The sequence below is a fragment of the Photobacterium obscurum genome (genome assembly GCF_026191635.1).
In the GTDB taxonomy this organism is placed as follows: Bacteria; Pseudomonadota; Gammaproteobacteria; order Enterobacterales; family Vibrionaceae; genus Photobacterium; species Photobacterium obscurum.
In genome coordinates this window covers 19,247-30,297 of sequence record NZ_JAKRRW010000036.1, presented here as the reverse complement: position 1 = coordinate 30,297, position 11,051 = coordinate 19,247, and the positions used below count along the sequence as shown (strand labels likewise).

Here is an 11,051-nt window from a genome sequence, read left to right as displayed (position 1 = left end):
TACTGCCTTTATTAGTCTTTGTGTATTACAAATGTAATACATTTAGTTGTGAATCATAAATGATACTATCAGCATCAATGATCTCACTTACACAATACTCATTGAGATAAGCATTCACTGCAACTTTTCCTGCGGATTGTTGTGGTGCGTTCAGTGTTTTCATTCTGGTTAAAACTTTGCTGGCGATCTCTTGGTTAGTCATCTCTTGTTCTGAACGGCAGGCCTTCTGCCAGTTCATTACGTATTGGCTTTCAATACCATCAGCCACTCCCATGATGTACAGCATTGAATATTGAAAACCATTGTCACCTTGTTCGCTAATTGCCAGTAACTTTCCTGCTGTTAATCCAGTCCAGGTTGCAGGCTCTTGTTGATAATTGGCGGTTGCTGAAAATGACAATATTCCCATCATGAAAAAAATTTTACGAACCATGTTCCTTCCCTGGTTTGGTTGGTTAACTTTATATGTAATACGCATTACGTAGATTAAAAATCGCGGATGATGAAATTGGAGGTGATCTCACATGTGTTTGGGGTTATCACCTATAGCAGATGTGTTTATTTTAGAGATGCACTGTACGCTATTGCTATCAAAATAATTATTTAAACAGGAGCTTAACGTCTTTCTAGAACTGGCCTAACTTGATTTAAGTGTATTACAAATGTAATACATCGAGGGCTGTCTTTGTGATGTGGCGATTAAGAGAATATCGAGAATGATCGGGTTGTGGATACTAGTCTGTATGGTTAGTTTGTCAGGTATTTGAAGCGGAAACCTGCTCTATGGCTTCGCCACCAAACCCGCAGAGCGGTTTTGGCCAAAGGTGACGATCAGGGCTAAAGAACAAAAGCATAAAGCCGCCCTGCGAAACCATTCCAGCGTCTTCCGGTTCACTAATTTTTAGCCACCACGTTACAACGCCTCGCATGTAAAGCCCATTAAAGCTTCGCTTCAATTACATGCCAGGCAAACGTCATGGCTAAAAACGCGAACCTCCAGCCGCTTCCATTCGCAGGGCGCTGAAAAGCTTTGTTACCAACCCCCATCCCCCAAGCTTGGGGGTATAAGCGCCAATGTTAACATAATGAAATTTATGCGAAGTTGTTACGTGCCTCGCCAAGTTACCAAAGCTGCTCCGTTTAGTTTGTCGCTGGTTGGTGGTAGCACGAGTCTCGCATCTTTGGATACCTTGCCTTATCGCCAGCAAGCTGTCGGGCACTGGGCAAATTCAGGCATAAAAGCATTATGTGTAAATTGCCGCGCAGCTCTGAAAAGCGGGCTGTAAGGCCGCCGGGCAAGCCGGCGAATGTTTGTCACCTCATGGCTGCGCCATCAGGTGGGCAGGACGACGCACCAAAACACAAACAACGTGTTTTCGTGCGGTCACATTCAGCGTTATTAGTGGCTTCATTTTTCGCTGTGTTTATATTGGTTTGCTCACTTTGGCTTCCGTGCTTGCGTGGTTCGGTGAACATGCGTTCCACCGTAACCACGCCTACTTAGGTCCCGGCATGTTGGCCGTACCGGCCAATCACCTGGCGCAAGCGTCTCGGTACCACCACGTCCCCCACCCACCCGAACAGCGCCCCGCCTGTTAGGGTAATCGTTGTATGTTTGCTACTGGCTTGGTGTTATTTGTCGCTGTTGTTATACCGTCCGTAATTTATGAGCGGGGCCGGGTGGCTGGTCGTGGTGTAAAGTTGTGTATGGTATACTGTGCACGTGTATTTTATTTGTTAGGCATTAAGTATGCAGTTGGACCCAAAACAAGCGATAGATTACAGCTTTGTAACTGATAGGGATGGTAATCGAATAAGCTCATCAGAATATGTTGGAAAATCCAGTGTTGATTTAAATATACGAGAAGTCTTAGTTAAAGATAGGAATAGTGAACGAGTAATTAGAACGCCAGGCGCAGTTCTAGGTCCTCAGGAGTCGGCATATTTAATCTCTGAAGAGTTTATTAATGTTCCTGATGGATATGTTGCATATGTTTTCTTGAAAAACCGTCTTTCACAGAATGGTTTGCTTGCATTTAATACGGGAATAATTGACTCTGGTTATCATGGTCCAATTTCTACTTTGATTATTAATCTTTCACAAATTGATCAACCTATTCCTGATATGTCAATGGGTATAGGAAGTGCTTTTTTTCGTGTTGTTTTTCAAAAAATAGGGCAGGAGAGTTCATCATTTAACCCGGATTTTAACTCTGTAAAAAAAGATTATGAAGAATATTGTAGGTTTAGACAAAACGAATTAACTAATTTACCTAGGAATTTTCTTGATCCTGAAAAATTGAAAAAGGAAATTGATTCTGAATTAACAGAGAAGATATCTTCTTTTAGTATTATGAAATTAGGTACAGTAGTCGCAGCTGTTGGTATACTATTATCATTGTTACCTTTAGGGCGTGACTATTATTTTTCAGATAAAATTGATTTATCATCAATTAGAGCTGAAAGTAAACAGGCTAAAGAGGACGTGACTAAATTGCAAAAAGACGTTTCTGATTTAAGGCTGTCGCTGTCAAATTTGAATAATAATAATGAGTTAAGTGCGTTGAGAGGGGATATGGAAGCTATAAAGTCAATTATAGAGTCTAGTGCTAAAGATAAAACTGGAGGTTTGTCTAGTGAACCTCCAGTAAACTAAGTTAATTACTTAAATATATCAATTAATAGTTTCTTAATGTCGGATAAATCTTCTTTTCCTTTTTTTTGATTTATCTGGAAAGAGCTTACTTCTTCAAGCTCTTTCTGTGCGTTAAATGAAATTGATATACCTGTTTTTTCAGCCAGAAAGACGTCGTTTTTACCATCACCAATGAATAAGCACTGACTAAGTCTTGTATTATACTCTTCAGCCAAATGCTCCATGAAAACTAGTTTGCCTTTTTCATCGGTAGGCAATAAATTAAAATGCTCCAGTGCTCCATGCTCATCAAAAAAATACTCACAAGCACTGTATGAGTGCTTTATTTTTAGTGTTCTTTGTAATTTGTCTGCGAGGTGTTTGAACCCTCCAGATATAATTACAGTTATAATATTCCTTGAATGAAGGTATTCAACTAGCTCCTTCGCACCATCCTGGAACTGCGTTTCCTCTATGACTTTTTCAAAAATATCACGATTCAGGCCATGCTTTTGTTGTATTGCGATGCTGTCATACATCCATTCTGTATAGCTTTCATATTCACCACTTAACCATTTATCTTTAGACATTTCTTCTTCAAGGTAACAAGTATCACCAATTTCTTTAGCAAGTACTGTCCATGCACTTGGTGCTACTTTTCCATTATCTAAATTATTGTTTTTTTTGAGAAGAGTACCTTCCATATCAAAAAAACAGATTTTTGGTAAATTATCATTCATTGCTAAGCAGCCTTATCATTAACTTGTTTTTTTGTAATATTAATGTATTTACTTAGAAGCTCAGCAACTGCACGGAAAACCGGAACCACAACCGAGTTTCCGAACTGCTTATAGGCACTGGCATCGGCACAGACGATACGGAAATCTGTATCTGATTCTGTTCTGTCATATTCTGGTTTTTCAAAACCCATCAGTCGCGCACATTCTCTGGGTGTCAGGCGACGCGGTGTTCTGTAAAGTGAATCAAATTCTGGCGCATAGCGGCCGTGTTCATTGTCGTACTTTTTCTCACCATCTTTTACCGTCGTCTTGTACTGAGCATCAGTCATATCCTGCTGGCTGTTCTTTTGTCGGTTGGCGAAATCGGTGGCGAACTGCTCTCGCTCATGGTTTTTGCGGATAGCGTGTTCACGGTTGTTTTGCAGATATTCCTGCTCCAGTCCGTTCTGGTTAATCAGGATCTCTGAACCGTCCTTGTAGTAGCGTGCTGACAGAGTGCGTGTCACTGCATTTTCGTTAGTAGGGTCAACAAGGCCGAATCCGAAGCCGTTACCTTTACTCTGGTGTTTCAGGGCATAGTGGTACAGGTAGTTCCAGAGGTTAGGTGTCAGCGTATATTTTTCTCTTTCTTCGTCTGTCAGGTTGCAGAGAATCTCCGCCACGGTGTAACGTTTTTCTGGTTTCTTTATATTGGTCAGAGATAGTTGCTTTAGCTCTGGTTTTTTATCCGCCAGATCTTTGCGAACACCGACCAGGACGATTCGTTCGCGGTGCTGTGGTGTGAAATGCATACCATCAATTATGGCTGGCTCTGGTTTGCGTTTACGAACGCTGGCAATGGCATCTTCAATGTTTTCACCTGCATCACTGATATCAGCAACCCAGTATCCGGCTTTATCTAATGAACGGATGATGGTCGCAAAAGTATTGCCTTTGTCGTGGCTTTTCAGGTTTTTTACGTTTTCCAGTACGAAGAACTTCGGCTGGCGGGCATCGAGGATCTGCTCGACATCGAAGAAAAGAGTACCCTGTGTGTCGCAGTCAAATCCGTGTGCGCGGCCCAGTGAGTTTTTCTTGGAGACGCCGGCCAGCGAGAATGGCTGACAAGGGAAGCCTGCCAGCAGTACGTCATGCTCAGGGATGTGTTTTTTGATATGCTCGCGTTTTTCCTCACGGCTCATCATCGGGTTTCCGCTCTGGGTTACCTTGGTGATATCCATGAATGAGCTGTTTTTATCTGAATTCTCTTCCTCGCTGTCAAGGAAGTAGCCCAGTTCATCGTCATCGACAAAGTGGTTGGCCAGGTAGGTGCGGCGGGCTTTTTGTTCCCATTCGCTGGTAAATACACATTTGCCGCCGATATCCTCGAAGCCCTTACGTAATCCGCCGATACCTGCAAAAAGGTCGATAAATTCGAAATCCGGGTTGTCCCAGTGGGCGGGCTTTGACGGCAGGAGCTGCTGTCTGATAAAGTCCCGGGCTCTTTCATCGATCAGAATCGGCGATTTTTCAGGGGTTTTAGTCCAGCGGTTGAGTTCGGTGCGGTCAATTTTCAGGCTTTTCAACTCAGCACCTTCAGCCAGCTCTGAAAGTTTTGCCAGTTTTATGGCAAGGTTCTTCTGATCATAGACTTCGATAAGCAGTTTCAGCAGTTTGTTTGTTTCTGCCAGTTCGTTCTGTATTCTCTGTTCTTCTTTTTTATCGCCAAGTCTGATTTCTTTCATTGTTAATTATCCGCTGGGTTATTTGTGGTTAATTTTATCACACATTTTTCCCTTTTGTGTTTTTTATGTTTGTTTATACAGTGTTTTTAAGTGTAAGCATGAAATGCATATTATTGTGCATCAGGCTTGGTGCATTTCCCGTCTATTGATCATTTACTTTATATATACATTGTTGTTTTTATGGTTCTGTTAAAAAACTTTCAAGGATCGATGGCGTCAGGTTCTTAATGTGGCAGGCAAGGTGAATATCGCCCATCTGGTTGTCTTGCAGGAAGGTGTTTCAAAAGATCTGTTTGAGGTGATGTGTGCTGTCGGCGCTATGCTTGTCTTCCGGTGGGCTGTATGGTTCTTATTCGTAAGTGTTCGGTCTGTGTCTCTGCTTATTGAATGATTTTACTGGGAACATTAAGGTCTTTTATGACCGTTTTGATTCTGTTTATTTTATCTTAAGGCCTTCCGGATCCAGCTCGGCGCTGGCTGAGCCACTTCTGAGCCAGGTTTCAGCCAGCATTGCGACCATTTCTGGCCCCAGCTTGTTTTTCCCCTTAAGGCTGCACTCCCAGACAATAAGTACGCGTATGTTCTTTTTTTTCAGTTCAGACAGCTGTGCTTTGTCTCTTGCCCTGTTACTTAGTAATTTTTTACGCCAGAATTCTTCTCTTGTATCCGGCCACCTGAACAACTGACATTCATGTACATGCCAGAAGCAACCATGCACAAATATTGCGGCATTCCAGCGTGGCAGCCAGAGATCTGGTTTCCCCGGCATTTCTTTAGGTGCCACCCGGTAGCGGAACCCTCGTTTATGCAGAGCTCGCCGCAACTGGATTTCAGGCTTTGTGTCTTTGCTTTTTATTGCCCGCATATTTTTGCTGCGGGTTTTACTGTTGTGTACGTCTGTCATTATTAACAAAACATGCTATCAGTAATATGGTCGAAACTTCATCATAACTCTTATTTGCCACAGGAGGTCAAATGAGTACTGAAGAAAGGTTTTGCATTGATATTGTAGAAGCTACGCTCCCTGAAGCGCACCTCAGGTTCGGAGCTGTTCGTGGTTATGGAAGGGATGCCAGAGAGGCAAGGTGCCATGCTGGTTGGGGAGCACTCCATGATGAATATGAATCATTTGGAATTGTAACGGTTTCAGATTTACCGGACGATGACGGATTATCCGAACGGATCTGTCATGAAATATGTGATTTTCATATTAAAGAGGCTACTGAACTTCCGAAAGAGTTAAGAGATGATCTTCAGATTTTAATTGCCAGAGAAATGTATGCATCAGCAGTATCTCACTGTTTTTATTGGGTATGGGATATGTCATATGAAGAGTTTTGTTATAATCATTAGTAAATTTGTTAATATCCTATACAAAAAAAACGGTGCCATAGGCACCGTTTTTTTAAGCTCTCTTTGTTGGTAGCTTTCTTCTTTCCATACCTAGTGAAAATCTGATCATATCTGACATTATTGGGGCAAAATCGTTATGTTGATTACCAAATCTTACGATTCCGTCGTTGTATGTACTAAAGCCTTTCTTGGTCATCTTTTCACTAATTTCATCGGTGATATAAGAAGCAAAATTACTTAGTCCGAACTGAACTCGCTCCTGCTCACTAAGAGTAAAATAACGCCAAAGAGGGTTTGAGTGGCTGAAGTCTATATTTTCTAGTTTTTCAAATAACTCCTCCAATGCATTCTCATCTCGTTTTTTTCCTTGAGAAAGATCGTATACAACCCTTGCAACTCCTTTCATACAAAGTGCCTGAGCTACAACAGTTTTTGATTTAGATCCAGGCTGCCCCATATGCTCAAGGTTTGAAACCGTCTGCCAGAATGCATTAGCAATATCAGTCATGGCTGAAACTTTCTGTGCTGGTGCATTGTTTATGGACGACTTGTTAAGGAAAAGTCGAGCATTAACTCCAGACAACTCTTTGCGCGAAATTGATCCATCATCTTTGTTCCAGTCGGAAACTTCTTTTTCCACAATCTCTAGATTACAGAACTCATCACTCTCAATTAGGTATTCTTTAACGTAGTTATTAACAGGGTTCGCGGAATCAAACTGAAGCACCAAACTAGACTCTACTTTTTTACCTAGGTTATTCAGGTCATGGAATAACTGTCTCTCCTGATCTGCATCTAGTCCTAAGTGAGCTTCTACTTGTACAGTTGCGAAAGTAGAGGCAACCTGAAGAACGTCCTGCAATGCAATAATAAGTTCTTCACTTGCATCTCCACTTTCTGGTAGAAGCAGGTTATCGGTTTGTCGGGAAAGCTTTCTTGTCTGGATTGTGTTATGAAGAAAATCTAACAACATCTGCATTGCATAACGACGATGCTGGCCGTCTACAACATAGAATAGTACCTCTTGAGGCAGATATACTCTGAATCCAGCAGTAATACCGGTAGCCTTGTCAACCATCCTCTCGGCCCTTAAAGATGAACCGCTTGGGGCAATATTTCGAAGATTACAAACCAGTGGCTGGATCGAAACATAAGGCTGTTTACCAAGAAGTTCTTCAAGAATTTCAAATTCCTTGAGTTCAGGCTTATTTTGCATTTTTCGATTTAATGCAGCTGCACCCAGCAGCCCTTTCAATAGATACTTTGCCAGTTTTGCCGCATGCTTTTTATCTAATTTTCTCTGTGCAACAGGTTCACCATTTAACCCTGTCTCATTAGCAACGATCGATTGATCGTAGAACTCCTTCATTGGAAGGCTGAGCAAAAAAGTTCTATTACCCATGTTATGACAGATCTGCACATTTATTGCTCTTTCTGCGGTTGAGCCAGCTAAAACTAAATCATCTAGAGAACCGGTTAATGGGGTAGGCATATGCTGATCATTTGCTGTATACATTTTTATTTCCTTCAAACTGGGTACGAAGTTAGTATTGGCTTTTTTTGTCTCCTGGTCAACAAAAAAATGACATCGGCTGCAAAAAAAATGCGCCGGCGTAAATTTTTGACGTGTTTGTTTTGTCCTGGTGTTGGGTTTATGAGTGGGCAAGCCAGTACAGCAGTACGTTTTGTTAGTTTTACCGCTAACAAATATGTATGTATTTTTGTATATTCAAAAGGAGTGAGTTTCAATAAAAGATTTACATATATGGAAATCTTTTATTATAATAAACCTGTTCTTAATGATGGAGGTTTAAAGATGTCAGGCAATATGTTCAGTTTTAAAAGGGAAAGTAAACAAAACTATGAGGAATGGCCAGCTGTTATCAAAACAATTGAAGAACAAGGTAGTCAGAACTCTTTATTGCTCTCTGACATCAAACAAGCTGAGGATGTCAGCAAAACAGAACGTGTGTTTGATTCTTTCTGGCAGACTGAAAATGAACTCTTCCGTATAAGGAGTTTTATGTTGGCCGGGCATCATCTCAGCAGCCGTTTTGCTCCTGATAGCTATGCAAAAAATCTGCTGAAAGAAGTGCTAGGTGCTGCCGGTTCACTCTGTTTTCTGAGTGGCAGACCTAGAGGATATGTTAAGGGAACTGAATTTTTTGAGCATTATGATAATAATGATAGTGCTGTGAAGTTTACAGCAGGCATAAAAGGAAGTTTTTTTAACGGTGATTATGTTTCATATGGGCGTAATGGTGATGTGATCTGTCGGGGCGTTTTAAAGAAAGGTAAACCAATCGGATGTTGGGAGCGGTTTGATGAAGGAGAGAAAGTTACAGTTAAGCTTAACTTTGGCGATAACAGTAAAGCAAACGGAAAGCTCTGTATTTATCGTGGAAACGTTATTGAAAGTCCTCAACTATTAAAAAGAAGCCTGATACTTGAAATGGATGTCAGAAACGGTAAACCTCATGGCCGCTTCTTTTACAGTGATATCCGCCGACAAGGAAGAGGTCACTTTCATATGCTTGCAAGGGGGACCGTAATCGGTGATAACTTTGCTGGCCCGGTCTGTCTGATTAGAAATAAAAGTACGGCATTTCTGCTGAATTACAGTGGTATAAATCCTGCGGGTAAAATGTGGTCTATTGAATCTAATGTTCTGGAAAAGATGAGTTCTCTTTATCAGAAGGACGTCCAAAGATGCGAGATTGAAAATGATATCAATTTATACCTGGATTTAAGTTCAATACGTTGTATTTCATCCCTGTATCCTGACAGTCAGAATTTTGCTGTATATTTCAGACATGACCCTGTAAAAATTTACCGTGTTATGGATAAAAAGACCTATTGGTTTTCACATGAGAAGCCATATCTAACCTATTGCTCATTCGAAGATAATGACGGCAAGGCTCTGACCTATGACTTTTCTGATGCAATTATTGTTGATGAGAATGAGGTGACTGAAGAGGGCGATTTTTATAAAAAATCAAATCACATCATCCCTGCTATATGGGGAGAGCTTGTTGGTAAGTTAGGTCTTAAGTCATATGGTCTTGATGATGAGAGACTGCACGGGGAAATCTGCACAGGATTGGTTAAAGCTATAGCATAATCAGAACTGCCGGGCATGTGCCCGGCAGTCTGTCAGTAATCAGCTCTCAAGCAGATCATCATAGGTGACACTGTCATAAAGGACCTGAACGGCCTTGCTGATATCATTGACACGCCACTGGGAGCGTCGTTTTGATTTTCCCGGATTGTTTGGATCATACTTGGGGGCAGGATCGAGAATAATGATACCGTCCAGGATAGCATCGAGCAGTTTTTTTGGTGAGGTTCCGCGGCACCAGACCACTGAGCGGTTAAACCTGACCTCATACTTGTTCCCTGCATCTTTCAGTTCCGCATTCTCGGTATCCCTGCGCTGCGCTGGCACATAAACCGTTTCGTTGTGTTTTGCCCCCCAACCGTTGAGCAGTCGCTCCATACTCCATCCGGCAGCCAGTGTGCCATCAGGCGCATACATGCCGATATAGAGTGAACCGGCAACCAGCTGTTTTGAAATGTCCTTATCCCTGTCATACCCTTCAATGCGCATTGTAAATCCTGATCTGGTGCTGCGCATGTTGGCTTTATGGGTGCCTGTCCAGCGATAAGCGCCGCTTTTTTCATCTTTATAGCCGTAATCGGTCATGAAGCGTTTGAAATCCTCGGCATATACACCCATATCCGGTTCTGTTGTCATCAGGGTAACTTTTTTTGCGGTATGAGCCTTGAGCTCTATCCCCATGTAATCCCCCTCTTTATCCGAGTTCGGAATGATCTCGAGGGAATCTTCAAGGGTATAGCCGCAAACCTGTGTACCGTTGAACGGGATGGTCTCGTTATCTTTTGTTCGGCGAACGCCTGGCATCCATTTTTCCACGACCGCACTGAGTTTCTGGCGCAGATCGTTGTCATGAGAGTAAGTCTCCCGTAGAAGGCGGACCACCCGGGACCCCATGAATCCGGGGCACCGGCGGACTTCCTCCGCAAGCTCGCCCTGTGGCATCACAATCATTGCCACGGCACCGGCATTAACGGTACGGGCCAGGATCATGATACGTTGTGCTTCCGGGTTCTTCTTCGTATATTCCACTGACATTGATGCCGGGATTTCATTGGTTTCAGTCTTGAAACCGCTAAGGCGCATTTCCGGATACTGGGCATAAATCAGCATTTTGACATTAGGGGCCGGGATCTCCTCGCCGGCATCAGTCAGCCAGCGGAAATCCTCAAACACTGCTTCAGGGATCCTCTTACCTGCATTTTTTCCTCCTTTTTTATGACTGGTGACCAGTCCGCGCTCTCCGTATCGGAAAGCGAAGTGTTGTCCCAGCATATTGAAGTCAGAAGAAAAGTAGACCTGGTTTTTGTCGTTAGCGTTTTTTGGCAGAGGTTTCGCCAGTACGTGCGTGAATCTGTCCTCTGGGAAATAGTTCAGAATCTCCTCAATGCTGGATAGCTCATGCTCGTAGCAGTGTGTTTCTGTCATGCTCAACTCCTTGGTATTTTTATCTTTTATGACATCTGAGGCCGGGGTGTCGGATA

11 protein-coding genes and 1 pseudogene are annotated in these 11,051 nt (G+C 42.5%); 5 read left to right on the top strand and 7 right to left on the bottom strand.

Annotated elements, in window-relative coordinates:
- Positions 1-25 precede the first annotated feature (25 nt).
- Together MD588_RS25035 and MD588_RS25030 are read right to left on the bottom strand one after the other, a co-directional pair.
- On the bottom strand, positions 26-433 hold the full coding sequence (locus MD588_RS25035) for a hypothetical protein (protein WP_265700655.1): 408 nt from the start codon (positions 431-433) through the stop codon (positions 26-28).
- A 322-nt stretch (positions 434-755) separates the two neighbouring features.
- On the bottom strand, positions 756-929 hold the full coding sequence (locus MD588_RS25030) for a hypothetical protein (RefSeq protein WP_265700654.1): 174 nt from the start codon (positions 927-929) through the stop codon (positions 756-758).
- Positions 930-1,085: 156 nt separating this feature from the next.
- Here MD588_RS25030 and MD588_RS25025 point away from each other — a divergent pair, with 156 nt between their 5' ends.
- A complete protein-coding gene (locus tag MD588_RS25025) occupies positions 1,086-1,286 on the top strand; it encodes a hypothetical protein (protein ID WP_265700653.1) in 201 nt (66 codons plus the stop codon).
- Between the two features lie 464 nt (positions 1,287-1,750).
- Complete coding sequence (locus tag MD588_RS25020; RefSeq protein ID WP_265700651.1) at positions 1,751-2,656, top strand: dCTP deaminase domain-containing protein; 906 nt, start codon at positions 1,751-1,753, stop codon at positions 2,654-2,656.
- A gap of 5 nt (positions 2,657-2,661) precedes the next feature.
- On the opposite strand, the gene MD588_RS25015 is transcribed toward MD588_RS25020, so the two are convergent.
- Together MD588_RS25015 and dcm are read right to left on the bottom strand one after the other, a co-directional pair.
- On the bottom strand, positions 2,662-3,375 hold the full coding sequence (locus MD588_RS25015; RefSeq protein WP_265700650.1) for an HAD family hydrolase: 714 nt from the start codon (positions 3,373-3,375) through the stop codon (positions 2,662-2,664).
- Positions 3,376-3,377: 2 nt separating this feature from the next.
- Entirely contained in the window at positions 3,378-5,099 is a 1,722-nt protein-coding gene (gene dcm, locus MD588_RS25010; protein ID WP_265700649.1) for a DNA (cytosine-5-)-methyltransferase, read from the bottom strand.
- A gap of 208 nt (positions 5,100-5,307) precedes the next feature.
- Here dcm and MD588_RS26185 point away from each other — a divergent pair.
- A pseudogene (locus tag MD588_RS26185) lies at positions 5,308-5,490 on the top strand (type II restriction endonuclease); the annotation flags it as partial.
- A 45-nt stretch (positions 5,491-5,535) separates the two neighbouring features.
- Here MD588_RS26185 and MD588_RS25005 read toward each other — a convergent pair.
- Positions 5,536-6,003 carry a very short patch repair endonuclease gene (locus MD588_RS25005; protein ID WP_265700648.1) on the bottom strand — a complete coding sequence of 156 codons (468 nt, stop codon included), beginning with the start codon at positions 6,001-6,003 and terminating at the stop codon, positions 5,536-5,538.
- 71 nt (positions 6,004-6,074) lie between these two features.
- Between MD588_RS25005 and MD588_RS25000 the strand changes: the two genes are divergently transcribed.
- Positions 6,075-6,452: a hypothetical protein gene (locus tag MD588_RS25000; RefSeq protein ID WP_265700646.1), complete on the top strand. Its 378-nt coding sequence runs from the start codon at positions 6,075-6,077 to the stop codon at positions 6,450-6,452.
- A gap of 52 nt (positions 6,453-6,504) precedes the next feature.
- On the opposite strand, the gene MD588_RS24995 is transcribed toward MD588_RS25000, so the two are convergent.
- The gene (locus MD588_RS24995; RefSeq protein WP_265700645.1) at positions 6,505-7,968 is read right to left on the bottom strand and encodes a DNA sulfur modification protein DndB; all 1,464 of its coding nucleotides are present in this window, start codon (positions 7,966-7,968) and stop codon (positions 6,505-6,507) included.
- A 138-nt stretch (positions 7,969-8,106) separates the two neighbouring features.
- On the opposite strand from MD588_RS24995, the gene MD588_RS24990 reads away from it, so the two are divergent.
- Positions 8,107-9,573, top strand: coding sequence for a toxin-antitoxin system YwqK family antitoxin (locus tag MD588_RS24990; protein ID WP_265700643.1), 1,467 nt, complete (start codon positions 8,107-8,109; stop codon positions 9,571-9,573).
- 39 nt (positions 9,574-9,612) lie between these two features.
- On the opposite strand, the gene MD588_RS24985 is transcribed toward MD588_RS24990, so the two are convergent.
- Positions 9,613-10,995 carry an MvaI/BcnI family restriction endonuclease gene (locus tag MD588_RS24985; protein WP_265700641.1) on the bottom strand — a complete coding sequence of 461 codons (1,383 nt, stop codon included), beginning with the start codon at positions 10,993-10,995 and terminating at the stop codon, positions 9,613-9,615.
- Between the last annotated feature and the right edge of the window lie 56 nt (positions 10,996-11,051).

Coding starts and splice junctions, on each gene's coding strand:
- MD588_RS25035 (WP_265700655.1), bottom strand. CDS start 433: ATGGTTCGTAAAATTTTTTTCATGATGGGAATATTGTCATTTTCAGCA.
- MD588_RS25030 (WP_265700654.1), bottom strand. CDS start 929: ATGCGAGGCGTTGTAACGTGGTGGCTAAAAATTAGTGAACCGGAAGAC.
- MD588_RS25025 (WP_265700653.1), top strand. CDS start 1,086: ATGAAATTTATGCGAAGTTGTTACGTGCCTCGCCAAGTTACCAAAGCT.
- MD588_RS25020 (WP_265700651.1), top strand. CDS start 1,751: ATGCAGTTGGACCCAAAACAAGCGATAGATTACAGCTTTGTAACTGAT.
- MD588_RS25015 (WP_265700650.1), bottom strand. CDS start 3,375: ATGAATGATAATTTACCAAAAATCTGTTTTTTTGATATGGAAGGTACT.
- dcm (WP_265700649.1), bottom strand. CDS start 5,099: ATGAAAGAAATCAGACTTGGCGATAAAAAAGAAGAACAGAGAATACAG.
- MD588_RS25005 (WP_265700648.1), bottom strand. CDS start 6,003: ATGACAGACGTACACAACAGTAAAACCCGCAGCAAAAATATGCGGGCA.
- MD588_RS25000 (WP_265700646.1), top strand. CDS start 6,075: ATGAGTACTGAAGAAAGGTTTTGCATTGATATTGTAGAAGCTACGCTC.
- MD588_RS24995 (WP_265700645.1), bottom strand. CDS start 7,968: ATGTATACAGCAAATGATCAGCATATGCCTACCCCATTAACCGGTTCT.
- MD588_RS24990 (WP_265700643.1), top strand. CDS start 8,107: ATGAGTGGGCAAGCCAGTACAGCAGTACGTTTTGTTAGTTTTACCGCT.
- MD588_RS24985 (WP_265700641.1), bottom strand. CDS start 10,995: ATGACAGAAACACACTGCTACGAGCATGAGCTATCCAGCATTGAGGAG.